Consider the following 26406-nt stretch of genomic DNA (forward strand, 5'->3'; position numbering starts at 1 on the left):
CAGCCCAAGGCGAGGCGCACGCTGATCGGCGCGCGCACGGCGCTGATCCCGCAGGATCCGCTGACCGCGCTCAACCCCTCGCGCCGCATCGGCCCGCAGATGACCGACCGGCTGGTGCGCATCCTCGGCTGGAGCGGCGACAAGGCCGATCGGCGTATCCGGCAATTGCTGGACGAGGTGCAGATCCGCGACCCCGACCGCGTGCTGAAGAGCTATCCGCACGAACTGTCCGGTGGCATGCGCCAACGCGTGCTGATCGCCGCCGCCTTCGCCGCCGAGCCACGGCTGATCGTCGCCGACGAGCCGACCACGGCGCTCGACGTCACCGTGCAGAAGCAGATCCTTCGGCTGATCGCCGCGTTGCAGCGCGAGCACGGCACCGCGATCCTGTTCGTCACCCATGATCTCGGCGTCGTCGCCAAGATCAGCCAGAAAGTGTCGGTGCTCTACGCCGGCAAGGTGGTGGAAGAAGCCGAGACCGCTGATCTCTTCGCGGCACCTCGGCACCCCTACACGCGGGCACTGATGGCTGCGACGCCGCGCTACACCGATCCGTTCGCTTCGCTGAAACCCGTGGACGAGACGGTGCTGGCCGGACTTGCCGCCGAGATCGCTTCCGCCGACCAGGCCTGGGGGCGTCCGCATGGCTGAGCCGCTGTTTTCCGTGCGCGGGCTGAAGGTCGCGCTGCCCGACATGACGCGCAAGCCGCTGATCGGCCGCGCACCGCTGGCCGAGATTCTGAAAGGCCTGGATTTCGACCTACCCAGCGGCTCGGTGACCGGCATCGTCGGCGAATCCGGGTCCGGCAAATCGACGCTCGGCCGCGCGCTGGTGCGGCTGCTGGAGCCGAGCGCCGGCAGCATCCGTTTCGAGGGCCGTGACATCACCCATCTGCCGGAAGCGGCACTGCGGCCACTGCGCCGCGACCTGCAGATGATCTTCCAGGATCCGATGTCGTCGCTCAACCCGCGCCGCACCATTGCCAGCATCATCGCCGCACCGCTCAGGCAGAACGGGCTTGGCGACAATCTGAAAGCGCGCGTCGCCGAGGCACTGCAACGCGTCGGCCTGCCGCAGAGCTTCGCCAGCCGCTATCGCCACGAATTGTCGGGCGGCCAACGCCAGCGCGTCGGCATCGCACGCGCGCTGGCGCTGTCGCCGAAATTCGTGCTGGCCGACGAGATCGTCTCCGGGCTCGACGTCTCGACGCAGGCGCAGATCCTCACCTTGCTGGAGAAGCTTGCCGCGGAGATGGGCCTGACGGTCGCCTTCATCAGCCACGATCTGTCGGTGATCCGGCGGCTTTGCCAACAGGTGATCGTCATGCGCGAGGGCAGCATCGTCGAGGCGAGCGCCACCGATGCCTTGTTCGACAAGCCGCGGCAGGCCTACACGCGCGACCTCATCGCAGCCATTCCGCTGCCGGAAATCGATGCGGGCTGGCTGGACATCCCTTCCGCCGGCAAAACGCCGACATGAATGCGAACGTACGCCGAGAAGCGGGCCGCGGACGTGCGACTGGAAAAGGATCAAGTCCCGCCAAATGGAGGAGGACTGACATGAAGACCACAATCGCAATTGCAGCGCTTGCTGCTGCTATCCTTGGTAGTGCCGGCATGGCCTCGGCGGATTCGATCCCCGGCATGCGCGGCCACGACCATACCGGCATCACCGTTCCCGACATGAAGCAGGCGGTCGACTTCTTCACCGAGGTCGTCGGCTGCAAGAAGGCGATGTCGTTCGGACCGTTCGCCGACGACAAGGGCACCTTCATGCAAGACCTGCTCGGCGTCGATCCGAAAGCTGTCATCGAGCAGGTCACCATGGTCCGCTGCGGCTATGGATCGAACATCGAGCTGTTCAAATACACCGCGCCCGACCAGAAGGACCTGACACCGAAGAACAGCGACATTGGCGGCTTCCACATAGCCTTCTATGTCGATGATGTCGCCGCCGCGAAAACCTATCTCGATGGCAAGAGCGTCAAGACAAGGATGGGGCCGCTGCCGGTCAAGGAAGGGCCAGCCGCCGGCCAGACCATCCTCTATTTCCAGGCACCTTGGGGCCTGCAATTGGAAGCGATCAGTTACCCCTCTGGCATGGCTTATGAGAAGACGGCCGAGACCGTGCTGTGGAGCCCGAAGAATCCGGAGAAATGATCCCTCGAGGCGCGCTTGCAGGACGTCACGGCAAGCGCGCCACCCAGGCCGCATAATCATTTCGACATAAAACTTTAAGCTTGAAATATCTTACCTCCGGCGCGATACTGAGGCATAGCAAGCGAAGAGGAGATCGCAAAGATGAAGGTTGCGGTTCTCGGCGGCGGACCAGCCGGCCTCTACTTTGCCATTTCGATGAAGCTGAGGGACGCCGCGCACGACGTGACGGTTTTCGAGCGCAATCGCGCCGACGACACGTTCGGCTGGGGCGTCGTGCTGTCGGCCGAGACGCTCGATAATCTTGCGAAGAACGATCCTGTCAGCGCCGTCTGGATCAAGAAGCATTTTGCCTATTGGGATGACATCGCCGTCATTCATGACGGCGTGCGCACGGTCTCATCAGGCCACGGCTTCTGCGGCATCGGCCGCAAGCGGCTGTTGGTTCTCTTGCAGCGCCGCGCGCGCGAACTCGGCGTCAAGCTGATGTTCGAAACCGACATCGCCGACCCAAAACCCTATATGGAGACGCACGACCTGGTCGTCGCCGCCGACGGGTTGAACTCCAGGGCGCGCAACAGCTTCGTCGATATCTTCAAGCCCGACATCGACACGCGCAAATGCAAGTTCGTCTGGCTCGGCACCAACCAGAAATTCGACGACGCCTTCACCTTCATCTTCGAGAAGACCGAGCATGGCTGGGTGTGGGCGCATGCCTACCAGTTCGACAGCGATACCGCGACCTTCATCGTCGAATGCAGCGAACAGACCTGGGCCGCCTTCGGCTTCGGCGCGATGTCGCAGCAGGAGTCCATCGCGGTGTGCGAGCGCATCTTTGCCAAACATCTTGGCGGCCACGCGCTGATGACCAACGCCAACCATATCAGGGGCTCGGCCTGGATCAATTTTCCGCGCGTGCTGTGCGAGCGCTGGTCCTACAAGAATCTGGCGCTGATGGGCGACGCCGCGGCCTCGGCGCATTTCTCGATCGGCTCCGGCACCAAACTCGCCTTGGAGAGTGCGGTGGCGCTGGCCGACTATGTCGAGACCGAACCGGATCTCGAGGCCGCCTTCCGCAAATATGAGGACGCCCGCCGTACCGAAGTGCTGAAGCTGCAGTCGGCGGCGCGCAATTCGCTGGAATGGTTCGAGGAGGTCGAGCGTTATCTCGGCCTCGATCCGGTGCAGTTCAACTATTCGCTTTTGACCCGTTCGCAACGCATCAGCCACGAGAATCTGCGGCTGCGCGATGCCGAGTGGCTGGGCGGCGCGGAAGAGTGGTTCCAGCGGCAGGCCGGTGCCGGCGGCAACAGGCTGCGCCGGGCGCCGATGTTCGCGCCGTTCAAGCTGCGCGACATGGTCCTCAACAACCGCGTCGTCGTTTCGCCGATGGCGCAGTACAAGGCCGTCGACGGCCGCCCGACCGACTGGCATTTCACCCATTATGCCGAGCGGGCGAAGGGCGGTGCGGGACTCGTCTATATCGAGATGACCTGCGTCAGCCCGGAAGGGCGCATCACGCCCGGCTGCCCCGGCTTCTACGCGCCCGAACATGAGGTGGCGTGGAAGCGACTGGTCGATTTCGTCCATACCGAAACCGAAGCGAAGATCTGTGCCCAGATCGGCCATTCCGGCGCCAAGGGTTCGACCCGCGTCGGTTGGGAAGGCACCGACGTGCCGCTGGCCTCGGGCAACTGGCCTGTCATGGCGGCATCGGCCGTCGCCTGGTCGCCTGAGAACCAGGTGCCGAAGGCGATGGACCGCGCCGACATGGATTTGGTGCGCGATCAATTCGTTGCCTCGGCCGAAATGGCCGATCGCTGCGGCTTCGACATGCTCGAGATCCACGCCGCGCACGGCTATCTCCTGTCGTCGTTCATTACGCCGGTCACCAACCAGCGCACGGACGCCTATGGCGGTTCGCTGGAAAACCGCCTGCGTTATCCCCTGGAAATCTTCCACGCGGTGCGCGCCGCCTGGCCGGCGGAAAAACCGATCTCGATGCGCATTTCGGCCAATGATTGGGTCGGTATCGAAGGCGTGACGCCGGCGGACGCCGTCGAGATCGCGCGGATGCTGCATGAGGCCGGCGTCGATATATGCGACGTCTCGGCCGGCCAGACGTCGGTTGCCGCCAAGCCGGTCTATGGACGCATGTTCCAGACGCCGTTCTCCGACCGTATCCGCAACGAAGTCGGCATGGCGACGATGGCGGTCGGCAACATCTACGAGCCCGACCATGTCAATTCGATCCTGATGGCCGGCCGCGCCGATCTGGTGGCGCTGGCACGGCCGCATCTCGCCAATCCCTACTGGATGCTGCATGCGGCGGTGACGCTCGGCGACCGTGGCGTCAAATGGCCGGATCCCTATCTGCCCGGGCGCGATCAGCTCTACCGGCTGGCCGAGCGTGACGCCGCTGCGGGGCTGAAAGTATGACGGCCGCGACAACGATTCCCGGCAAGCACGCGCTGGTCACCGGCGGCGGATCCGGCGTCGGCCGGGCCATCGCGCTCACTTTGGCCGCGGCTGGTATCGACGTGACCATTTGTGGGCGCCGCGAAGCTGAGCTCACCAAGGTTGCCGGCGAAAACGGCCGCATCCATGGCATCGTCGCAGATGTCACCAGTGAGGCGGCGATGGCGGCGCTTTACGAGATGGCGGAGGCCGCGCGCGGACCGTTCGACATCGTCGTTGCCAATGCCGGCATGGCCGGCAGCACGCCGGCGCACAAGATCGCCCTGGCCGACTGGCAGCGAACGCTCGACGTCAATCTGACCGGGGCGTTCCTGACGGTGAGGCCGGCGCTGGCCGGCATGGCCGCGCGCAAGGCAGGTCGCATCGTCTTCATCGCCTCGACCGCTGGATTGAAAGGCTACGCCTATGTCGCGCCTTATGTGGCGGCCAAACATGGCGTCGTCGGCCTGATGCGGGCGCTGGCCGCCGAGACGGCGAAATCCGGCGTCGCCGTCAATGCGGTGTGTCCGGGCTTCGTCGAGACCGACATGTTGGAGGAGTCCATCCAGCGCATCATCGAAAAGACCGGCCGCTCGGCTGGCGAGGCGCGAGCCAGCCTCGTCTCGACCAACCCGCAAGGCCGCTTCATCCAGCCGCAAGAGATTGCCGAAGCCGTGCTGTGGTTGTGTGGCGATGCGGCGGCGTCGATCACTGGACAGGCGATTTCGATCTCGGGAGGTGAAACATGGTAGCCGGCCCCCTGCCCGTGCCATCGGGTCCCGGCAAGGACCGGTTGCGTCTTTGGATAAGGCTGCTGCGGGCTTCACGCACGATCGAGGCCGAATTGCGCGAGCGCCTGAAGAAGGAATTCGATACGACGCTGCCGCGTTTCGACGTGATGGCAGCGCTTTACCGGGCGCCGGAAGGCATGCTGATGAGCGACCTGTCGCGCTTCCTGCTGGTGTCCAACGGCAATGTCACCGGCATTGTCGACCGGCTGGTGTCGGAAGGACTTGTCGCCCGGGCCCGCCGCAATGGCGACCGCCGCACCTCGATGGTGCGGTTGACCGAGGAAGGCACGAAGTCCTTTGCCACCATCGCCGCGGCGCATGAGGGCTGGATCGGCGAATTGCTGGGCAAGGTCAGCGAGGAGGATGCGCACCGACTGACCGGCATGCTGACCTCGTTCCGCAGCAACTGGGAGGGACGCGAATGACTGCAATGGCCGGCCTCAAGCCGAAGCATTTCCTGTGGGAAGTCGAGGGCCGGATCGCCAGGGTCCGGCTCGACCGGCCGGAGCGCAAGAACCCGCTGACCTTCGATAGCTATGCCGAGCTGCGCGACACGTTCCGCGATCTCGTCTATGCCGAGGACGTCGACGCCGTGGTGTTCCTCTCCAATGGCGGCAATTTCTGCTCCGGCGGCGATGTCCACGACATCATCGGTCCGCTGGTCAAGATGGACATGAAGCAGCTCTTGGCCTTCACCCGCATGACCGGCGATTTTGTCAAGGCAATGCTCAATTGCGGCAAGCCGATCATCGCGGCGGTCGACGGCGTGGCGGTCGGCGCCGGCGCCATCATCGCCATGAGCGCCGACATCCGCATCGCCACGCCGGATGCCAAGACAGCCTTCCTGTTCACACGTGTCGGCCTTGCCGGCTGCGACATGGGCGCCTGCGCGATCCTGCCGCGCATCATCGGCCAGGGCCGCGCCGCCGAACTGCTTTACACGGGCCGAACCATGACGGCTACGGAAGGCGAGCGCTGGGGGTTCTACAACAGGCTGGTCGATGCCGCGGCTCTGGAGGCCGACGCGCTGGAGATGGCGGCCCGCATCGTCTCCGGCCCGACCTTCGCCCACGGCATCACCAAGACGCAGCTCAACCAGGAATGGTCGATGGGCCTCGACCAGGCGATCGAGGCCGAGGCGCAGGCGCAGGCTATCTGCATGCAGACGCGCGATTTCGAGCGGGCGTACCTGGCTTTCGTGGCCAAGGAAAAGCCGGTGTTCGAGGGGAATTGAGGATGGGCGTTCTGTCGGAGAGGGTGGCGGGACAACGCCCCCCTCTGTCCTGCCGGACAGTCCGGCAGGACAGAGGGGGGCGCCGTAGAGCGCAGGTCTTGAAGTACCGCGGAGGCACAAATGCCTGACCGTTCCTTCCTCAACTGGCCGTTCTTCGAGGACCGGCATCGCGAGCTCGCCGAGCACCTGGACACCTGGTGCGCCAAAAACCTTCCCGTCGATCATCATGACGTCGACGCCGCCTGCCGCGAGCTGGTGGCGAAGCTCGGCAAGGATGGCTGGCTGAAGCCGACGGCGCTCGATACCGACAATCCTGGACCGCTCGACGTACGCACCTTGTGCATCACGCGCGAGACGCTGGCTCGCCACGATGGGTTGGCCGACTTCGCCTTTGCCATGCAGGGGCTGGGCACCGGTGCACTCAGCCTGTTCGGGACGCCGGACCAGCGGCAATGGCTTTCGAAGACCCGCGCCGGCAAGGCGATCTCAGCGTTTGCCCTGTCAGAACCGCGCTCTGGCTCGGATGTCGCCAATACCGAAATGACGGCGACCCGCGATGGCGACGGCTACGTTCTCACGGGCGAAAAAACCTGGATCTCCAATGGCGGCATCGCCCACCTCTATGTCGTCTTTGCCCGCACCGGAGAGGCACCGGGCGCCAAGGGGCTTTCCGCCTTCCTGGTGCCGGGCGACGCCAAGGGCCTCGGTATTGCCGAACGGCTGGAAGTGATCGCGCCGCATCCGCTGGCGCGGCTTTCGTTCGACCAGGTCCGGCTGCCTGCCTCGGCGCTGATCGGCAAGCCGGGCGACGGCTTCCGCATCGCCATGTCGGTGCTCGACGTGTTCCGCTCGACGGTCGGCGCGGCGGCGCTCGGCTTTGCCCGCCGCGCGCTCGATGAAAGCATCAAGCGCGTCGCCGAGCGCAAATTGTTCGGCGCACCGATGGCCGAGTTGCAGATGGTGCAGGGCCATATCGCCGACATGGCGCTCGACGTCGATGCGGCGGCCCTTCTGGTCTATCGCGCCGCCTGGACCAAGGACATGGGCGCGGCGCGGGTGACGCGCGAGGCGGCGATGGCCAAGCTGTTCGCCACCGACAAGGCGCAGGAGGTGATCGACAAAGCGGTGCAACTGCATGGCGGCGACGGTGTCCGCAAAGGCCACATCGTCGAGAGCCTGTACCGCGAAATCCGCGCGCTGCGCATCTATGAGGGAGCATCGGACGTGCAGAAGGTGGTGATCGCGCGGCAAGTGATGGGCGCGGCCTGAACAGGTCGCGTTGATGGATTGTTTTGAAACGCGGATATTGCGGACCCGATATTGGATAGGCGGAGAGACGACATGCACGAGATCCTGCAGCCGGAAGGCTGGGCAAAACCGGTCGGCTACGCCAACGGCGTGGCGGCGCGCGGCAGGCACGTCTTCGTCGGCGGACAGGTCGGCTGGAACGGGCAATGCCAGTTCGAGACCGACGATTTCGCCGGCCAGGTGCGGCAGACGCTCCAGAACATCGTCGCGGTGCTGGCCGAGGCCGGCGCGGAGCCACGGCACATCACCTCGATGACCTGGTATTTCACCGACAAGGCCGAATATCTCGGTAACCTCAAGGGGATCGGCGAGGCCTATCGCGAGGTGATCGGCCGGCATTTTCCGGCGATGGCCGCCATGCAGGTGGTGGCGCTGGTGGAGGACCGCGCCAAGGTGGAGATCCAGGCGACCGCCGTCGTTCCGGAATAAAGAATTCGTCTCTCCGGAATATTTTATTCGCGAAGCCCAGCCTGCCTCAGCAACGGCAGCACGTGGTCGCAAAAATAGGGCAATTCCCTGGTGTAGTTGACGAAGGATAGCGCAATGCCCTGGTAGCCGTGCGCGGCAATGGCGGCCATCTCGGCGGCAATCGTCTCCGGCGTTCCAACCAGCGGATAGGTGCCGGCGCCGCCGGCGAAACGCTGCCGATAGCGCTCATAGGCATGCGGGTCGTGCGATTGCGAGAATTCCTTCTTGCCGGCCATATGCGCATCGACCGCCTCGTGGTCGGCCAGATCGACGGCATAGCGTGTGTAGTAGGCCTGCGCCTCTTCCATGGTCGGGCGGCAGACGACATGGGCCACGGTGTGGACGCCGACCTCCCGGCCAACCTTGTCGGCCCGTTCGCCGATGTCGGCGACATGCTTGCCGGCATCGCCCATCTCGGAAAAGGTCGTGAACAGATAATCGCATCTGGCGGCGGCGAAATCGCGGCCCGGGCCGCCGAAAGCGGCGTTCATGGTCACCGGGCGTGGAACCTGCAGGCTGGCCGGCCGGCTGACCGCCTCCTTGAGGTGATAATAGGTGCCTTCATAGTCGAGCGGCTCCGCCGATGCGTAGAGCTTCTCCAGAATTTCAATCCATTCGGCCGCCTGGTCGTAACCCTTCTCGACCAGCGGCGTGCCAAACATGCCGAATTCCTTCGGGTTCCAGCCGCAGACGATGTTGAGGCCGGCACGGCCCTGGCTGATGTGGTCGACCGTCGCCAGCGCCTTGGCGGCATAGAGCGGGTGCACCAGCGGCACATGCACGGTCATGAACAGGCCGATGCGGTCGGTGGCCATGCTGAGCGCCGCCGCCCAGGTGAAGGTCTCGAACGACCACTCGCGCACCTTGTTGCGGCCGCCAAAGCCGCGCCAGCGGGCGATCGGCAGCAGGAACTCCAGCCCGGCGCGGTCGGCGATCTGGGCTGCCGTCAGATTGTCCTGCCAGCTTGCCGTCCAGCGCTCCGGCACATCCGATATGGCAAGGCCACCGTCGGCGTTGGTCGAGAAGACGCCAAGCTTCAGTTTGTTGGAGCCGTGCAACGGATGTGCCTTGTTCATGTCGCGACCTCCCGGCGAAGATCGCACGCTACGGCTCCGCGAAAATATTTCAAGCATGAAATAGCTTCGCCTCGCACTGGTTTGCCGATATCAATTGGAGGGATGAGAAAAGGGATAGGCATGAGCGAGTTCCGCCAGAAATGCATCGGCAAGAGCAGTCTCGTCGGCTCCTTCGCCGCCATTCCTCACCCCGTCGCAGTCGAGGTGATGGCGTTGTCCGGCCTCGACTTCCTCTGCATTGACTGGGAGCATGCCCAGATCTCGCGCGAGATGGTCGAGAGCATGGTACGCGCCGCCGATGTGCATCGCGTGCCGGCGATGGTGCGCGTTCCCGGCCATGCGCCCGAAGCCATCCAGGCGGCATTGGACAGTGGCGCGCAAGGCGTGCTGGTGCCTCGCGTCTCGACACCGGCACAGGCGGCAATGGCGGTGAAAGCGTCGCGCTATCCGCCACGAGGCGAGCGCGGTGTCGGACCCGGCCGCGCGGCCGGTTATGGCTATCGCATTCCCGAATACCTGGCTGGCGCCAATGAGCGGACCGTCGTCGCGATCCAGGTCGAAACCGTCGAAGGGTTGGCCAACATCGACGCGATCGCCGCAGTGGAGGGCGTCGACGTGGTCTTCGTCGGACCCGGCGATCTTTCCGTGTCGATCGATGCGATCGGACCGAAGGGCGCCGAGAAGCTCGCGGATGCGATCCGCAGGATCATCGGCGTGACGATCGCGCACGACAAGACCTCCGGAATATTTTGCGCCAGCCCGCAGACCGTCGGCCAATGGGCAGCCGTCGGCGCCAGCTTTTTCGTGCTGGCCAGCGACACGATGTTTCTCGGTGCGGGCGCCGCGGCCAATCATGCGGCCGCCCAGGCCGAACTGGCGCGGGAAGACCCGCGCTAGCGCCTAGCCGAGCAGCAGCCGAGCAACTTTTTTAAGCTTAAAACTTTTGCCTTGAAAAGCGCGGCACTTTGGATAAGCATTCAAGATCAATGGCGGCCGTATGGCTGGAGGGTTTCCGGGCATTCATCATTCTGCTCCGGGTAGGAGGGGTTTCAGTCCTTGTCGTTTGTGCTGCCCCAGTCATCGTCCAGCGCGCGCTACGCTTGCGATGCGTGCGCCCAGGAACCCGCACACCGAGACCATCGCCAACCTTGCCGCGCGCGTGAACACGCATGCGATCGCGACCAGATCGCGTCCGCGCTCGAGCGCATGGTCGCCACCATGAATTGACGCCCCGCTGGGAGGCGGGACGGCAACAAACCGTGCGGGACAGCCCCGCCCGATCAACAACCAGAGGGAACACCCCAGAGAGACCACCAATGAACCTGACCCGTCGCAATCTCATCCTTTTCGCCGCGGCAATCGGCATCGCCGCCGGGCCGGCAACCGCCTATGCCACCGATGTGCTCAATGTCGGCGCCTACCCGACCAATCCGCCCTTCGAATACAAGAACGAGAGCGGCACGTTCGAGGGTTTTGAGGTCGACATCGTCAACGAGGCGGCCAAGCGCGTCGGCATGACCACCGACATCGCCGATCTCGGCTTCCAGGCGCTGTTCGCCGCGACCACGTCGAAGCGCATCGACGTCGCCATCTCCTCGATCACAATCACGCCGGAGCGGCTGAAGTCGCAGTCCTTCACTCAGCCCTACTATGATTCCGACATGGGCATCGCCACCAAGACCGACAGCGCGGTCAACACCGAGGCGGACCTCAAGGGCAAGATCGTCGGCGTGCTCTCGGGCTCGACCGGCGAGACCTGGGTCAAGGCGCATCAGGAAGCCGACGGCTTCAGCGACGTGAAGGGCTATGACACGCAGCAGAACCTGCTGCTCGACCTCAGCGCCGGCCGTGTCGACGCCGCCGTCAGCGACATTCCCGGCATGGAATATTCCTTCACCAAGATGAAGGACCTGAAGGTCAAGCAGCGCATCAAGACCGGCGAGCAGTACGGCCTGATGATGACCAAGGATCATCCGTTGCTCGGCAAGCTCAACGACGCGCTGACGGCGATGAAGAAGGACGGCACGCTGGCCGCGATCCACAAGAAGTGGTTCGGCAGCGACGCCCCGGCTGATTCCTCGACCGTCAAGGAAATGCCGCTGCCCAAGGCCTGAGCGTCGGCCGACAGGACGAAAGGCGTGCCGGCTCGAAAGGGGTCGGCACGTCCCGTTTTCACGCATAGCCTTCCCGGGACCAGCATCCGTTCGGCAAAGCCGATCTTGATATTCCGGGTCGGGCCCTGGCGTCAGATGACGCAACACCGTTCGGGAATGCCCTGATGTCGCTGATCGACACTTTCTTCAACGCCGACGTCATCGCGTCGAGCCTGCCGGCGTTGCTGCGCGGCTTCCTGAACACGCTGCTGCTCGGCCTGCTCAGCATCGGTATCGGCATTCCCATCGGCCTGGTGATCAGCCTGTTGCGGCTCTATGCGCCGAAGCCGCTGCGCTGGCTGGCGGTCGGCTACACCGACGTCTTCCGCGCCTTGCCGGTTCTCGTCGTGCTGATCCTGATCTACTACGCGCTGCCTTTCCTCGGCATTCGCCTGTCGTCCTGGGCGTCGGCGGTGACCGCGTTCGCCATCATCATGTCGGCCTATTCGGCCGAAGTGTTCCGCTCCGGCATAGAGAGCATTCCGCGCGGCCAGTTCGAGGCGTCGCAGGCGCTTGGCCTGCCGTTCCTTTTGACCTTACGCAAGGTGGTGCTACCGCAGGCGGTGCGCGTCGTCATCCCGCCGATGACCAGCAACTGCGTCTCGATGTTCAAGGACACTTCGCTGGCCTCCACCGTGGCCCTGCCGGAACTGCTCAAGGAAGCGACCAACGCACAGTCGCTCTACGCCAATCCCTCGCCGCTGATCGGCGCGGCCCTGGTCTACCTCATCTTCCTTTGGCCGATGGTTCGCCTCGTCAGCCTGCTTGAAGCCCGCTTCAAGGACGAGAAAGCCCGCTAGAGCGGTTCAGTGTTTGTTGGAATCCCCGAACCGCCCCAACTCTTTGTTTTCACGCAATTCCGGACGGAAAACCGCTACGCACTTTTCCTGGAATTGCTCTAGCCACTCACCGCAAGCACTTCGCAGGAGATATTCTTGAGCAATCCCCAGGCCACCGGCGGCTTCCCCGTCGACACCATCCGCGCCATGTTTCCTGCCCTGCAACGGGCCGGCGATTTCATCTTCATGGACAATGCCGCCGGCGCGCAGATCCCGCAGAGCGTGCTCGACGCGGTGACCAACCACCTGGTCTCGCACAATGTCCAGCGCGGCGGCCGCTATGGCCGCAGCGTCACCGTCGACCAGTCGGTCGCCGACGCCCGGACAAGCGTCGCCTTGCTGGTCAATGCCTACAGCCCGGCGGAAATCTGCTTCGGCATGAACGCCACCTCCTTCATCCGCCTGGTCAGCCTCGGCGTCGGCCAGATGCTGCAAGAGCGCGATGAGATCGTCATCACCGACATGGACCATGATGCCAACATCGCCACCTGGCTGGCGCTGGAATCCGCGGGCGCCAAGTTCAAGTGGTGGCGCATGCGCGAGGACGGAAATCTGCATGTCGACGATTTGCGTCCGCTGGTCTCCGACCGCACCCGTCTTGTCGCCTGCACGGTCACCGCACACTCGATCGGTTCGATCGTGGACGTCGCATCCGTCGCGAAAGTCGCGCATGCCGCCGGCGGCGAAGTGTTTCTCGACTGCGTGCATTACGGACCGCACGGACTGATCGACGTGCAAGCCTGGGACTGCGACTATCTCGTCTGCTCCGGCTACAAGAACTTTTCGCCGCATATGGGCTTCCTGTGGGGCCGCTTCGAAACGCTGAAACGCTTGCCGACCTTCCGCGAGGATTTCATTCCGGACGAGCCGCCCTACAAGGTTGAGGCCGGCACCTTCATCTATGAGAACGTGTCGGGCATGGATGCCGCCGTACAGTATCTGGAACTGATCGGCCGCAATCTCGCGCCCTCCAACAACCGCTCGCGGCGCGAGAACATCGTCGCCGGCATGGGCGCCATCCGCGACTATGAGCTGGTGCTGGCGAGCGAGATGATAGGCGTGCTGAAGGGTTGCGGCGCGACCATCTACGGCGTCGCCGACGAAGCCCGCATCAACGAGCGCGTGCCGACCTTCTGCTTCAACATCGGCAAGCTGTCGCCACAGCGGATCGTCGAGGAAATGGCCGAGATGCAGATCGGCATCCGCGATGGCCACATGTACGCACCGCGGCTGATGAAGCGGCTCAACCTGTCGATGGACAGCGGCGCCATCCGCGCCTCGCTGGTGCACTACAACACGGTCGAGGAGATCCACAAGTTCGGCGAGGCGCTGCGGGCAATCATTGCGAAGTTGTCGTGACCTCGGACCTTGGTCGGAACCTTCCCGTGGGAGTCGGGGTTACCTCGATGTCGTCATCCTACGGCGAAGCAAGGAGCGAAGCGACGCGGCGCAGATCATAGGATCCATGCCGTGATATGCAGGTGTTGCAACGGTGCAGAATCTGCTCCGCTGCACCTTACGGCTGAGATAACGGCATGGATCCTAGGGTCTACGCAACGCTTGGCGTCGCTCCGCCCTAGGATGACAAAGAGACGTCAGGCCGCCTTCTTCTTCGCCAACCGCGCTTTAATGCTGGCGACATCGGCGCGCGGCGTGGCGGCGAACAGCGTCCTGGTGTAGCTGTGCTTGGGGTCCGCAAAGACCTCGTCGCGCGAGCCGTATTCGACGGCCTCGCCGAAATACATCACCATCACATCGTCGGCGATGTAGCGCACCACCGAAAGGTCGTGGCTGATGAAGACATAGGTCAGCTGGAATTCATCCTGCAGGTCGGCGAGCAGGTTGAGCACCTGCGCCTGCACCGACAGGTCGAGTGCGGAGACCGGCTCGTCGAGCACCAGGAGGCTCGGGTTGAGCATAAGCGCGCGGGCGATGGCGATGCGCTGGCGCTGGCCGCCCGAGAACATGTGCGGATAGCGGTTGTAGTGCTCGTGACCGAGGCCGACCTTCTTCAGCATCTTCATGGCGAGGTCGCGCCGCTCGGCGGCCGATCTGTCGGTGTTGATCAGCAGCGGTTCGCCCAGCACGTCGCCGATCTTCTGGCGCGGATTGAGCGATCCGTAAGGGTTCTGGAAGACGATCTGCACCTTGCGGCGCATCTCCCTGGTCAATCCGCCCTTGGCGATATCGACCTTGTTGCCGTCGATGAACAATTCGCCCGACGTCGCGGGATCGATCAGGGTGATGATGCGGGCGAGCGTCGACTTGCCACAGCCGCTTTCGCCGACGATGGCGAGCGTCTTGCCCTTGTCCACCGTGAAGGAGACGCCCTTGACCGCATGCACCGTGCGCGGCCCGGTGAACAGGCCGCCGCCGATATGGTAGTCGCGAACGATGTTCTTGCCTTCGAGGACCGTGGTGCTCATGCCGAGGCTCCCGCTGCCGAGGGGGCAGGCTCGAACAGCATGTCGGAAACGGTCGGCAGCCGGTCGCCGACGGCGTTTTCCGGCAACGCCGACAGCAGCGCGCGGGTGTAATTGCTCTTCGGCGATTCAAACAGCGACAGCACGTCGGCCTCTTCCATCTTGCGGCCCTTGTACTGGACGATGACGCGATCGGCGGTCTCGGCCACCACGCCCATATTGTGGGTGATCATGATCAGGCCCATGCCGTATTTGGCCTGCAGCGAGACGAGCAGATCGAGGATCTGCTTCTGGATGGTGACGTCGAGCGCCGTCGTCGGCTCGTCGGCGATCAAGAGCTTCGGATTGCAGGCAATGGCGATCGCGATCATGACGCGCTGGCACTGGCCGCCGGACATCTGATGCGGAAACGAGCTCAGCCGTTCTTCCGGATCGGCAATGCCGACCAGCTTCATCAACTCGATGGCGCGAGCCCGGCGCTGGGCGCGGTCCATGCCCATGTGGAAGCGCAGCACCTCCTCGATCTGGAAGCCAACCGTGAAGCACGGGTTGAGGCTGGCGATCGGTTCCTGGAAGATCATCGAGATCTCCTTGCCGACGATCTTGCGGCGTTCGGACGGGCTGAGCTTCAACAGGTCGACGCCATCGAAGGCCATGCGGTCGGCCTTGACCGTCGCGGTGTTGGGCAACAGCCCCATGACCGCCAGCATCGACACCGACTTGCCGGAGCCGGACTCGCCGACGATCGCCAGCACCTCGCGCTGCTCGACCGAAAGATCGATACCTTGCACGGCCATGAAAGGTCCGGCGGCGGTGTCGAAGGAAACGGTAAGGTTCTTGATCTCAAGCAGGGACATGCTCACGACCTCTTCAGCTTGGGGTCGAGGGCGTCGCGCAGGCCGTCGCCGATCAGGTTGATGGCAAAGACGGTGATCAGGATGGCGAGGCCGGGAAAGGTCACCACCCACCATGCGCGCAGGATGAACTCGCGCGCTTCGGCGAGCATCGTTCCCCATTCGGGTGTCGGCGGCTGCGCGCCCATGCCGAGGAAGCCGAGTGCGGCCGCCTCGAGGATGGCGTTGGAGAAGGACAGCGTCGCCTGCACGATCAGAGGGGCGATACAGTTGGGCAGGATGGTGACCAGCATCAGCCTGAGATGGCTGGCGCCGGCGACCTTGGCCGAGACGACATATTCGCGGGTCTTCTCCGCCATCACAGCGGCGCGGGTAAGCCGGGCGAAGTGTGGCTGCAGCACGAAGGCGATGGCGATCATGGCGTTGACGAGGCCAGGGCCGAGCACCGCGACCAGCACCAGTGCCAGCAGCAGCGACGGGAAGGCCAGGATGATGTCCATGATGCGCATGATCAGCGTGTCGACCCAGCCACGGCAGTAGCCGGCGAGCAGGCCGAGGATGACGCCGGAGATCAGCGCCGTGGTGACGACGACGAAGCCGATGGCGAGCGAGAAGCGCGAGCCATAGATCAGGCGCGAAAGCATATCGCGGCCGACAGCGTCGGTGCCGAGCAGGAACTGCGCGTTGCCGCCCGTCTGCCAGGCCGGGGGCGTCAGGAAGAAGTCGCGGAACTGATCGTCCGGCGAATGCGGGGCGAGCAGAGGCGCGAAGATGGCGATCAGGATCAGCAGGGCGAAGACGAAGAGACCGATCACCGCGCCCTTGTTGATCGAGAAATAGTGCCAGAATTCGCCGAACATCTGCAGCCGCGCGTCCTGCGGCTCGACGACGGTCGCGGCTTCGATGGCGGCTGGGCCTTCATTGGTCATGTCAATTCGCCCGGATACGCGGGTTGATGACGGCATAGAGCACGTCGACGATAAGGTTCACCGACATGACGATCAGCGCGATCAAAAGCAACCCGCCCTGCACGGTGAAATAGTCGCGCTTGGAAATGGCGTCGATCATCCACTTGCCGATGCCCGGCCAAGAAAAGATGCTCTCGGTCAGGATGGCGCCGGTGAGCAGCGTGCCGACCTGCAGGCCGATGGTGGTGACGACCGGGATCAGCGCATTTCGGAAGGCATGCAGACCGATGACACGGCGCGGCGCCAAGCCCTTGGCGCGCGCGGTGCGTACATAATCCTCGCCCAGCACTTCGAGCATGGCCGAGCGCGTCTGCCTGGCGATGACCGCCAGCGGAATGGTGCCGAGCACGATGGTGGGCAGTATGAGGTGCGACACCGCCGAGCGGAAGGCGCCCTTCTGGCCCGAGATGAGGGAATCGATGGTCATGAAGCCGGTCACCGGCTTGAAGAAGTAAAGAAGGTCGATGCGGCCCGAGACCGGTGTCCAGTGCAGCGTACCGGAGAAGACGATAATCAGCAGCAGGCCCCACCAGAAGATCGGCATGGAATAGCCGGCGAGCGCGGTGCCCATGGTCAGCTGGTCGAACCAGGAGCCGCGGCGGATGGCGGCGAAAATTCCGAAGGCGACACCGAAGATGATGGCGAAGATCATGGCGAAAATGGCGAGTTCGACCGTCGCCGGGAACCGCACCAGGAAATCCTTGAGCACCGGCGTCTTGGTGGAAAACGAGGTGCCGAAATCGCCGCTGAGGATGTTGGTCAGATAGGTCAGATATTGTTGCCAGATCGGCAGGTCGAAACCGAACTGATGCATCAGCGCCGTGTGGCGTTCGGGCGACAGGCCACGTTCGCCCGCAAGCACCAGCACCGGATCACCGGGCAGGATGCGCACGAAGCCGAAAGCGAGGATGGTTATCCCGATGAAGGTCGGGATGATGAGGGCGAGCTTGCCGAGGATGTAACGCAGCATGGCGGGCGAGGTGGGGCGGCGCCCTGTGGCGCCGCCCCGTTTCGCGAACCTTATTCGGCGATATCGACGCCGTCAAAGCGATGGATGCCGAGCGGATCCATCGCAAAGCCGGAGACTGTCTTCTGCATCGGCATGAACACCTTGGAGTGGGCGAGCGTCGCCCACGGTGCCTGCTCCTTGAAGATGACCTGTGCCTGTTCGTAGAGCTTGGTGCGCTCGGCCTGATCGGAAACGGTCTTGGCCTTGTTGATGAGCGCATCGAAGTCCTTGTTGCACCATTCCGCGCGGTTGTTCGAACCGACGGAAGCGCAGCTCAGGAGCACGCCGAGGAAGTTGTCCGGATCGCCATTGTCGCCGGTCCAGCCGACGATGACGGCGCCGTCGTGGTCGACCGCCGAAGCGCGCTTGAGGTATTCACCCCAATCATAGCTGACGATGTTGACGGTGACGCCGACCTTGGCGAAGTCGGCCTGGATCAGCTCGGCGGTGCGGCGCGCGTTCGGCATGTACGGACGCGACACGGGCATGGCCCAGACGTTCATCTTGAGGTCCTTGACGCCGGCCTCTTCAAGCATCTTCTTGGCCGCGTCCGGATCGTACGGATCGTCCTTCACGTCCTTGTTGTAGGACCACATGGTCGGCGGGATCGGGTTGATCGCCACCTGGCCGGCGCCCTGGAACACGGCGTCGATAATGGCCTTCTTGTTGATGGCCATGTTGAGCGCCTTGCGAACGCGCACGTCGTCGAACGGCTTCTGCTGGGTGTTGTACATCAGAGCGCCGACGTTGAGGCCTTCCTGCTCCGCGACCGTCAGGTTCGGATCGGCCTGCAGGCCGGCGATGTCGGCCGGCGCCGGATACGACATGATGTTGCATTCGCCCGCCTTCAGCTTTTGCGCGCGCACCGCCGGATCGGTGGTGATGGCGAAGACCAGATCGTCGATCTTCTGCTTGCCGCCCCAATAGTCCGGGTTGGCCTTGTAGCGGATGGCGGCGTCGGTCTGGTAGTCGACGAAGATGAACGGGCCGGTGCCGACCGGCTTCTGGTTGAACAATTCAGGCGTCTTGTCGGCCTGCAGCTTGTCGGCATATTCCTTCGAGACGATCGAGGCGAAATCCATGCCCAGCGTCGGAATGAAGGTGATCGCCGGCTCCTTGAGGGTGAACTTCACCGTCAGGTCGTCGACCTTCTCGACCTTGGTGATGTTGTCGCCGAACTGATCATTATAATACTGATAGGCAATGCCCGGTATGTACTGGAACCAGGGGCCGTTCTTGTCGACCTGGCGCTCGAACGAGAACACCACGTCGTCGGCGTTCAGGTCGCGCGTCGGGGTGAAGTAGTCGGTGGGCGCGAACTTGACGCCCTTGCGCAGCTTGAAAGTATATTCCTTGCCGTCGTCGGAAATCGCCCAGCTGTCAGCCAGGCCGGGCGAGACCGAGGTCTTGCCGTGATCGAATTCGACGAGGCGGTTGAAAACGGTACGCGAGGACGCATCGAACGTCTGTCCCGCAGTGTACGGCGCCGGATCGAAACCTTCTGGCGACGCCTCCGCGCAATAGACCAGAGTTTTCGCGTTGGCCACGCCGCCCAGGACGCTTGCAGCCAGCAACGCGGCTGCAAAAGTCAATTTCTTCTTCATTGAGCACTCCCTGATGTTCTTCCAAGCCCCTCTATCAGGCTCGCGAAGCGCGCATATAAGCACCGTTTTTCCGGCTTTGGAACACCCCGTTTGCTTACCCCGCGGGAAGCAGGAAAAAAATCCGCGATTTTGCTAAATGGCAGAAAAAATTAGCAGTTTTTTCTATTCACGATATTATTAACGACCGCATTTTTTTATTGATCCGACGTCCGGCACCAAGGGTGCCGCGCGCCGTCTTCATCCGGGCTCGATGCGAAAAAATGCCGGTTCCAAGTACAGCGGGCGGGAACGATTTCCGACGGCAAATCTTTCGGGGTCTTGCCGCAAGGGCAAGACTTGCACCGCCGCCGATAGAGGCAATACATAGGTGGACATGCTGGCGGCAGCGGAGGACGTCTCCATCAATCCGGAGGCGGCGCGGCGCAGGCCAACGAGAAACAGACGACCAGGGTTGTCGAGGAGGAACGGGTGGCAAAAGCATCGAAGGCGCCAGTGAAGGCGTCGGCCAAGGCGGTCTCGAACCCAGCGGCCGGTGGGCAAGGCAAAGCCGCAGCCGCGAAGGCGGCGGCCAAACCCGCCAAGAGCACCCCCACGGCGAAAGCAGCGGCCACTGCCAGTAACGGCAAGAAGCCGGCGACGAAAGCCGCGTCGGCAAAAGCATCCGCGACCAAGGCCGGACCGGGCAAGGCCGGAACGACGAAGAGTTCGCCACCAGCGAAGGCTGCACCTGTATCGAAACCGGCGACCCCGGCCAGCCAGCGGCTGCCGAAGGCGCTCACCGAACTCGCCGCCGGCCTGCCGCAAAAGCCATGGCTCAACAGCTATCCCAAGAACATGCCGGCCGAGATCGGCGCCCTTCCCTACAGTTCCATCGGCGACTTCCTCGTTGGCGCCTGCAAGCAGTTCGCCGGTCAGCCGGCTTTCACCTGCATGGGCAAGTCCATCACCTACGCTGAACTCGAACAGCTATCGGCGGCCTTCGGTGCCTATCTGCAGTCCACCGGATTGCAGAAGGGGGCGCGCGTCGCCCTGATGATGCCGAACGTGCTGCAGTATCCCGTGGCGATGATGGCGGTCGCCCGCGCCGGCTTCACGGTGGTGAACGTCAATCCGCTCTACACGCCGCGCGAACTGGAGCATCAGCTCAAGGATTCCGGGGCGCAGGCCATCGTCATCCTCGAAAACTTCGCCAGCACCTTGCAGGTGGTCGTCGCCAGGACCTCGGTCAAGCATGTCATGGTCGCCGCCATGGGCGACCTGCTCGGCGGCCTGAAGGGCTCGATCGTCAATCTGGTCGTGCGCCGCGTCAAGAAAATGGTGCCGGCCTGGTCATTGCCCGATCATGTCAAGTTCAATGCGGCCCTGAAGGCTGGCCGCGGCATGGCTTTCAAGCCGGCCACGGTGGCCACCAGTGACGTCGCCTTCCTGCAATATACCGGCGGCACCACCGGAATCTCGAAAGGCGCGACCCTCTCGCACAGCAATGTGCTGGCCAATGTCGCGCAGAATGCGCTGTGGCTGCAGGACGCCTACACGGTCAAGCCAAAGCCGGCGCATCTCAACCTCGTCTGCGCATTGCCGCTCTACCATATCTTCGCGCTGACGGTGAATGCGCTGATGGGCATGCAAATGGGCGGCCAGAACATACTGATCCCCAATCCGCGCGACATTCCCGGCTTCGTCAAGGAAATGGGCAAATATCCGATCCATATCTTTCCGGGCCTCAACACGCTGTTCAATGCGCTCTTGAACAATGAGGACTTCCGCAAGCTCGACTTCGGGCCGCTGCTGCTGACGCTGGGCGGCGGCATGGCGGTGCAGAAAGGCGTCGCCGAGCGCTGGAAGGCGCTGACCGGGTGCCCGATCAGCGAAGGCTACGGCCTTTCGGAGACCTCGCCGGTGGCGACGGCCAACAAATTCAGTTCCGGCGACTTCACCGGCACCATCGGCCTGCCGCTGCCCTCGACCGAAATCACCATCCGCGACGACGACGGCAACAACGTGCCGCTCGGCGAAGTCGGCGAGATCTGCATCAGGGGACCGCAGGTGATGGCGGGTTACTGGAACCGGCCGGACGAGACCGCCAAGGTGATGACCGAGGACGGCTTCTTCAAATCGGGCGACATGGGCTTCATGGACGAACGCGGCTACACCAAGATCGTCGATCGCAAGAAGGACATGATCCTCGTTTCCGGCTTCAACGTCTATCCGACCGAACTCGAGGAGGTCGTGGCGGCGCATCCCGGCGTGCTCGAAGTGGCGGCGATCGGCGTGCCGGACGAGCATTCGGGCGAAGTGCCGAAGCTGTTCATCGTCAAGAAGGATCCGGCCCTGACCGCCGAAGCCATCACCGCCTTTTGCCGCGAGAACCTGACCGGCTATAAGCGTCCCAGACACATCGAGTTCAGGACCGAATTGCCGAAGACGCCGGTCGGCAAGATCCTGCGGCGGGCTTTGCGCGAGTAGTGGGTGATAGTCATGCCGACGGCGAGGCGCCGGACAACGATTTGCCGGGCCGGCACCTCCGCCTCGACCCGGCAGCGTTCATCAAGGCGAATATGCGCCTCGTCCCGGTACCGGCGCTTCCCGAAATCCAGCTGTACACCGCTCACCCGGGCAGCGGGCTGAGGCGCCTCGTCGACCCTGAAGAGGATCGCGATGACACGCGGAAACCGCAGCCGCCCTACTGGGCCTATGCGTGGGCCGGCGGCGCCGTGCTGGCGCGCTATATCCTAGACCATCCGAAGATCGTCGCCGGTCGCCGCGTGCTCGACCTCGGAGCCGGGTCCGGCCTTGTCGGCATCGCCGCCGCGAAAGCCGGCGCGCGTGAGGTGATAGCCGCCGAGATCGACCGCAACGGCATTGCCGCGATCGCGCTGAACGCAGCGGCCAACGACGTCACGATCACGATAATGGGCAACGACATCACCACGGGGTCGCCGCCCGCCGCGGACCTGGTGCTCGCCGGCGACGTGTTCTACGGGCAGGAAGTCGCCTTGGGGGTGATGCCTTTCCTCGACCGCTGCCTCGCCGCCGGCATCGAGGTCCTCGTCGGCGATCCAGGCCGGGCCTATCTGCCGCGGTCGCGGCTGCGGCTGCTTGCCGAATACAAGGTGCCGGATTTCGGCGACGCGAAAGACGCCACGCTGAAGCCGAGTGGTGTCTTTCGCCTCGAAACCGAACAGTCCCTCGTCCTGGCGATCAGGCCGTCTCCTTGACCCGCGCCGACAGGAGATCCGGCAGGTCGGCAACCGAATCCAGGATGACGTCGGCGATCTCGGCCAGCGATTCGCGGGTGCCGGTGCCGGAAAGCACGCCGACGGCGAGGCCGCAGCCGCCGGCACGCGCCATTTCGAGATCGTGACGGTTATCGCCGACCATGGCGATCTCCGCCGGCTTCAGCCCGGTAAGATCGCAAAAGGCCTGGATGGTGTCGGGGGCTGGCTTGGGGTTCGCCACCGCGTCATAACCATAGGCGGCATCGAACAGTTGCGCGACGCCCAGCGTGACCAAGGTCTTCTCCGCGCCGCTGGTCGAATCGTTGGTGGCCACGCCAAGCCGGTAGGATCGCTTGTGCAGCAGAGCCAGCGTGTCGACGATATCGGGCAGCGCCACTGCCATCGCCGAGCCCTGCACCGAAGTGATCTCGTTGAAGCGGGCGACGGCCAGCATCTGGTCCTCGTTGGACAAGCGCGGAAACCACAGTTCGACGACATCGAGATTGGTGCCGGAGGCAAAGATGGAATCGGGTTTGAAGCGCCGGTTGGCGAAATCGAAACCGGCGGCCGCCAGCAACCTGTCGGCCTTCCAGCGGTCGCCCTCGGCTGCGTCCATGGCCATGAAATCGGCAACGCCGAGCCAGGTCGCGTTGAAATCGACAAGTGTCCCGTCCTTGTCGAACAATATGCCCTTGATGTCTGCCAAATTTTTCACTCCGAACCACGCAATTGGTGGATGTATCCCACAAGGCCAGCGGTCGATGCATCGCGCTTGGCGGCACTTTCCTTGCCTCCCACGACAGGCAGGAGGCCGGTGGCCAGTTCCTTGCCGAGTTCGACGCCCCACTGGTCGAAGGAGTTGATGTTGAACAGCGTGCCCTCGACGAAGACGCGGTGCTCGTAAAGCGCGATCAGCCGGCCGAAGGTGCGCGGGTCGAGCTTGCGGTAGAGGATGGTCACCGAGGGCCGGTTGCCGGAGAAGACGCGGTGCGGCGCGATACGGTCGACGTCGGCCGGCTTCATGTCCTTGGCCAGCATCTGCGCGCGCGCCTCTTCAAGCGTGCGGCCCTTCATCAAGGCTTCCGACTGCGCCAGGCAGTTGGCGAGCAGCAGATCATGCTGGTGCTTGAGATCGAGCTCATGGCCGACGGCGGCGGCGAGGAACTCGACGGGGATCAAGTCGGTGCCCTGGTGCAACAGCTGGAAGAAGGCGTGCTGACCGTTGGTGCCCGGTTCCCCCCACACCAGCGGTCCGGTCGGCGTCGTCACCGGCGTGCCGTCGAGGGTGACACTCTTGCCGTTCGATTCCATGTCGAGCTGCTGCAGATAGGCCGGCAGCCTGGACAGGCGCTGGTCATAAGGGATGACCGCGCGGGCCGGATAGCCGCAGATCACGCGGTGCCACCAGCCGACAAGCCCCAGGAGCGCCGGCAGGTTCTTCCGGAGCGGCACGGTACGGAAATGCTCGTCCATCTCGTGCGCGCCGTCGAGGAAGGCGCGGAAATTGCGCGGGCCGATGGCGATCATGACCGGCAGGCCGATCGCGCCCCACAGCGAATAGCGGCCGCCAACCCAGTCCCAGAAGCCGAAGACGCGATCCTGCTCGATGCCGAAGGTGGCCACCAGGTCGAGCGCGGTCGAGACGGCGGCGAAATGCTTGCCCACGGCCTCCTTGCCGAGCGCCTTCTGCACCCAGTCGCGTGCCGTCTGCGCATTGGTCATTGTCTCGACCGTGGTGAAGGTCTTGGAGGCGATGATGAACAGCGTGGTTTCGGCGGACAACCCCTTCAGCGTGTCGTGGATATGGGCGCCGTCTATGTTGGAGACGTAGTGCGCGTTCGGGCCGTCATGATAGGGCGCGAGCGCCAGCGTCGCCATGGCCGGACCAAGGTCCGAGCCGCCGATGCCGATGTTGACGATGTCGGTGATCTTCTTGCCGGTGGCCCCTGTCGCCTTGCCGGAGCGGATGGCATCGGCGAAGGCGCCCATGGCGTCGAGCACGGAAATGACATCCGCCTTGACGTCCTGGCCGTCGACCGTGACACCCTTGCCGCTAAGATTGCGCAATGCCGTGTGCAGAACGGCACGGTCTTCGGTGACGTTGATCTTCTTGCCGGCGAACATGGCGGCGCGGCGGCCTTCGAGATCGGCGGCGGCGGCGAGCTTTTCCAGGAGCCCCATGGTCGCCGCGTCGACGGCGCATTTCGACCAGTCGAGCAGGAGGTCGCCATCGGTAGCGGAGAATGTCTTGAAGCGCTGCGGATCGGCGGCGAAGACCTGGCGCATGTCGCCAGGTGCGGCGGCGCGATGATCTCGCAAGGCGGCAAGCTGTTTCTGGAAGGCTGACTGATCCACTGGCGGGGACTCCTGGCGTTTTAGACGCACCATATCAGACCGGATGTTTCCGGCGCGTGTCGTCGCGCCGAAACTATTGAGCCGAATTCCATGCGGTCAATACGCGGCGATGACGCAGCGCATCACGATGCGATGACACAATGTATCGACAGGTATCGAGCAGCGAGGCGCCAGCGTCCTGTGTTTCGGGCCTGAAGGATCACTGGCATAAATCCCAAAGATCAGAAAAATTGATTGGCGCAACCCCTTGTGCCACGGTTACGTTCGGCTGGTCCAGCCAAGCAAAAAAGGCTGGCCATCGAGGAACATCTTCCATGCCACAGAGAAACGACACGGCGATATGGTCCGGCCTGTTCCGGATTTCGGCTGAATCCGGCCAGACCCTGCAGGCGCAGATCCGCCAAGCCATCGTGGCCGCCATTCTCGACCGCCAGATCGCCGCTTCGATGCCGCTTCCTTCCTGCCGCATCCTGGCCGAAAAACTCGGCGTGGCGCGCGGAACGGTGGTGCTGGCCTTCCAGCAGCTCGTCGACCAGGGTTTCCTGGTGGCGCGCGAGCGGCGCGGTCATTTCGTCAATCCGGACGTGCTGGCGACACCGGCCAAGCCGCACCAGAAGGCGCCCGACCAAGCCAATGAGATCGACTGGAAGGCACGCCGGCAGATCGCGGCAAGCGATATGCCGCCGCCGGCCAAGCACGAGAACTGGATCAAGTCGTCCTACCCCTTCGTCTACGGCCAGTTCGACCCGGCGCTGTTCCCGACCGCCGAGTGGCGCGAGTGCAACCGCATGGCGCTGGCCGTGCTGGAGATCCGCAACTGGGCGTCCGACATGGTCGACCGCGACGATCCGCTGCTGATCGAGCAGATTCAGGCACGGCTGCTGCCCAGGCGCGGTATCTTCGCCAATCCCGACGAGATCATCGTCACGCTGGGCGCCCAGAACGCGCTCTATATGCTCGCTTCGCTCTTGATGACCAAGGGCTCGAAAGTGGCGATGGAGGATCCGGGCTACCCCGACGCGCGCTCGATCTTTCGGCTCGCGGGCGCCGATATCGAGCCGGTGCCGGTGGACCAGTCCGGCATCGTAACCTCTTCTATTCCCAATGATTCCGGGTTCGTGTTTGTCACGCCGAGCCATCATTGCCCGACCATGGTGCCGTTGTCGGCGGAGCGGCGGCAGGATCTTCTGGCGCGCGCCAACCGGCACAACCAGATCATCATCGAGGACGGCTATGACAGCCAGCTTCTCGACGAGGCGCCTCAGCAGGCGCTGAAGAGCCTCGACCGTTCCGGCCGCGTCGTCTATGTCGGCTCGATGTCGAAGACGCTGGCCCCCGGCCTGCGGCTTGGCTACATCGTGGCGTCGGCTGGACTAATCGCCGAACTCAGGGCGCTGCGCCGCTTCATGCTGCGCCATCCGCCGGCGAACAACCAGCGCGCCGTGGCGCTGTTCCTGTCGCTCGGCCATCACGAAGCGCTGGTGCGGCGGCT

At 63.8% G+C, this 26406-nt stretch carries 24 protein-coding genes; 16 read left to right on the forward strand and 8 right to left on the reverse strand.

Annotation, left to right across the window (positions count from 1 at the left end):
* The 9 genes from O7A61_RS19030 to O7A61_RS19070 form a co-directional block, all read left to right on the forward strand.
* A partial coding sequence (locus O7A61_RS19030) for an ABC transporter ATP-binding protein (RefSeq protein ID WP_337131117.1) occupies window positions 1-651 on the forward strand: 651 nt, incomplete at its 5' end.
* Window positions 644-1480 (forward strand): ATP-binding cassette domain-containing protein, encoded by an 837-nt coding sequence (locus O7A61_RS19035; protein ID WP_337131118.1) that lies wholly within the window; start codon window positions 644-646, stop codon window positions 1478-1480. The genes O7A61_RS19030 and O7A61_RS19035, both read left to right, overlap by 8 nt.
* 80 nt (window positions 1481-1560) lie before the next feature.
* Window positions 1561-2160 (forward strand): VOC family protein, encoded by a 600-nt coding sequence (locus O7A61_RS19040; protein WP_337131119.1) that lies wholly within the window; start codon window positions 1561-1563, stop codon window positions 2158-2160.
* 141 nt (window positions 2161-2301) lie between these two features.
* On the forward strand, window positions 2302-4596 hold the full coding sequence (locus O7A61_RS19045; RefSeq protein WP_337131120.1) for a bifunctional salicylyl-CoA 5-hydroxylase/oxidoreductase: 2295 nt from the start codon (window positions 2302-2304) through the stop codon (window positions 4594-4596).
* On the forward strand, window positions 4593-5366 hold the full coding sequence (locus O7A61_RS19050; protein ID WP_337131121.1) for an SDR family NAD(P)-dependent oxidoreductase: 774 nt from the start codon (window positions 4593-4595) through the stop codon (window positions 5364-5366). The genes O7A61_RS19045 and O7A61_RS19050 overlap by 4 nt, the downstream gene beginning before the upstream one ends.
* Window positions 5360-5830, forward strand: coding sequence for a MarR family winged helix-turn-helix transcriptional regulator (locus O7A61_RS19055; protein ID WP_027142126.1), 471 nt, complete (start codon window positions 5360-5362; stop codon window positions 5828-5830). Before O7A61_RS19050 ends, O7A61_RS19055 begins: the two co-directional genes overlap by 7 nt.
* Window positions 5827-6639, forward strand: a complete 813-nt coding sequence (locus tag O7A61_RS19060; protein ID WP_337131122.1) for an enoyl-CoA hydratase family protein — start codon at window positions 5827-5829, stop codon at window positions 6637-6639. Before O7A61_RS19055 ends, O7A61_RS19060 begins: the two co-directional genes overlap by 4 nt.
* Window positions 6640-6759: 120 nt before the next feature.
* Window positions 6760-7908, forward strand: coding sequence for an acyl-CoA dehydrogenase family protein (locus tag O7A61_RS19065; RefSeq protein ID WP_337131123.1), 1149 nt, complete (start codon window positions 6760-6762; stop codon window positions 7906-7908).
* A 72-nt stretch (window positions 7909-7980) separates the two neighbouring features.
* A complete protein-coding gene (locus O7A61_RS19070) occupies window positions 7981-8376 on the forward strand; it encodes a RidA family protein (protein ID WP_337131124.1) in 396 nt (131 codons plus the stop codon).
* A 23-nt stretch (window positions 8377-8399) separates the two neighbouring features.
* Here O7A61_RS19070 and O7A61_RS19075 read toward each other — a convergent pair whose 3' ends face one another.
* The gene (locus O7A61_RS19075) at window positions 8400-9491 is read right to left on the reverse strand and encodes an LLM class flavin-dependent oxidoreductase (RefSeq protein WP_337131125.1); all 1092 of its coding nucleotides are present in this window, start codon (window positions 9489-9491) and stop codon (window positions 8400-8402) included.
* 120 nt (window positions 9492-9611) lie between these two features.
* Here O7A61_RS19075 and O7A61_RS19080 point away from each other — a divergent pair, with 120 nt between their 5' ends.
* The 4 genes from O7A61_RS19080 to O7A61_RS19095 all read left to right on the forward strand — a co-directional run bounded on the left by O7A61_RS19080 (window position 9612) and on the right by O7A61_RS19095 (window position 13842).
* On the forward strand, window positions 9612-10388 hold the full coding sequence (locus O7A61_RS19080) for an HpcH/HpaI aldolase family protein (RefSeq protein ID WP_337131126.1): 777 nt from the start codon (window positions 9612-9614) through the stop codon (window positions 10386-10388).
* A 419-nt stretch (window positions 10389-10807) separates the two neighbouring features.
* Window positions 10808-11605, forward strand: a complete 798-nt coding sequence (locus O7A61_RS19085; RefSeq protein ID WP_337131127.1) for an ABC transporter substrate-binding protein — start codon at window positions 10808-10810, stop codon at window positions 11603-11605.
* 164 nt (window positions 11606-11769) lie between these two features.
* Window positions 11770-12444 carry an amino acid ABC transporter permease gene (locus tag O7A61_RS19090; RefSeq protein WP_027142133.1) on the forward strand — a complete coding sequence of 225 codons (675 nt, stop codon included), beginning with the start codon at window positions 11770-11772 and terminating at the stop codon, window positions 12442-12444.
* A 135-nt stretch (window positions 12445-12579) separates the two neighbouring features.
* A complete protein-coding gene (locus tag O7A61_RS19095; RefSeq protein WP_337131128.1) occupies window positions 12580-13842 on the forward strand; it encodes a cysteine desulfurase-like protein in 1263 nt (420 codons plus the stop codon).
* 236 nt (window positions 13843-14078) lie between these two features.
* On the opposite strand, the gene O7A61_RS19100 is transcribed toward O7A61_RS19095, so the two are convergent.
* The 5 genes from O7A61_RS19100 to O7A61_RS19120 all read right to left on the reverse strand — a co-directional run bounded on the left by O7A61_RS19100 (window position 14079) and on the right by O7A61_RS19120 (window position 19341).
* Window positions 14079-14909: a dipeptide ABC transporter ATP-binding protein gene (locus O7A61_RS19100; protein WP_337106117.1), complete on the reverse strand. Its 831-nt coding sequence runs from the start codon at window positions 14907-14909 to the stop codon at window positions 14079-14081.
* Window positions 14906-15763 carry an ABC transporter ATP-binding protein gene (locus O7A61_RS19105; RefSeq protein WP_337131129.1) on the reverse strand — a complete coding sequence of 286 codons (858 nt, stop codon included), beginning with the start codon at window positions 15761-15763 and terminating at the stop codon, window positions 14906-14908. The genes O7A61_RS19100 and O7A61_RS19105 overlap by 4 nt, the downstream gene beginning before the upstream one ends.
* A gap of 2 nt (window positions 15764-15765) precedes the next feature.
* Window positions 15766-16620: an ABC transporter permease subunit gene (locus O7A61_RS19110; protein WP_246672893.1), complete on the reverse strand. Its 855-nt coding sequence runs from the start codon at window positions 16618-16620 to the stop codon at window positions 15766-15768.
* A 70-nt stretch (window positions 16621-16690) separates the two neighbouring features.
* The gene (locus O7A61_RS19115) at window positions 16691-17698 is read right to left on the reverse strand and encodes an ABC transporter permease subunit (RefSeq protein ID WP_027142137.1); all 1008 of its coding nucleotides are present in this window, start codon (window positions 17696-17698) and stop codon (window positions 16691-16693) included.
* A gap of 50 nt (window positions 17699-17748) precedes the next feature.
* Complete coding sequence (locus O7A61_RS19120; protein WP_337131130.1) at window positions 17749-19341, reverse strand: ABC transporter substrate-binding protein; 1593 nt, start codon at window positions 19339-19341, stop codon at window positions 17749-17751.
* Between the two features lie 468 nt (window positions 19342-19809).
* Between O7A61_RS19120 and O7A61_RS19125 the strand changes: the two genes are divergently transcribed.
* Window positions 19810-21807 (forward strand): long-chain-fatty-acid--CoA ligase, encoded by a 1998-nt coding sequence (locus tag O7A61_RS19125; protein WP_337131131.1) that lies wholly within the window; start codon window positions 19810-19812, stop codon window positions 21805-21807.
* A complete protein-coding gene (locus O7A61_RS19130; RefSeq protein ID WP_442921090.1) occupies window positions 21807-22559 on the forward strand; it encodes a class I SAM-dependent methyltransferase in 753 nt (250 codons plus the stop codon). The genes O7A61_RS19125 and O7A61_RS19130 overlap by 1 nt, the downstream gene beginning before the upstream one ends.
* On the opposite strand, the gene O7A61_RS19135 is transcribed toward O7A61_RS19130, so the two are convergent.
* Together O7A61_RS19135 and pgi are read right to left on the reverse strand one after the other, a co-directional pair.
* Window positions 22543-23265 carry an HAD family hydrolase gene (locus tag O7A61_RS19135; RefSeq protein ID WP_027142141.1) on the reverse strand — a complete coding sequence of 241 codons (723 nt, stop codon included), beginning with the start codon at window positions 23263-23265 and terminating at the stop codon, window positions 22543-22545. The two genes, O7A61_RS19130 and O7A61_RS19135, sit on opposite strands and share 17 nt — an antisense overlap.
* Before the next feature lie 5 nt (window positions 23266-23270).
* Window positions 23271-24914: a glucose-6-phosphate isomerase gene (gene pgi, locus O7A61_RS19140; protein WP_337131132.1), complete on the reverse strand. Its 1644-nt coding sequence runs from the start codon at window positions 24912-24914 to the stop codon at window positions 23271-23273.
* Between the two features lie 314 nt (window positions 24915-25228).
* Between pgi and O7A61_RS19145 the strand changes: the two genes are divergently transcribed.
* A partial coding sequence (locus O7A61_RS19145) for an aminotransferase-like domain-containing protein (RefSeq protein ID WP_337131133.1) occupies window positions 25229-26406 on the forward strand: 1178 nt, incomplete at its 3' end.

Origin of the sequence: Mesorhizobium sp. Cs1321R2N1 (assembly GCF_037179725.1) — a bacterium.
Lineage (GTDB): Bacteria > Pseudomonadota > Alphaproteobacteria > Rhizobiales > Rhizobiaceae > Mesorhizobium > Mesorhizobium salmacidum.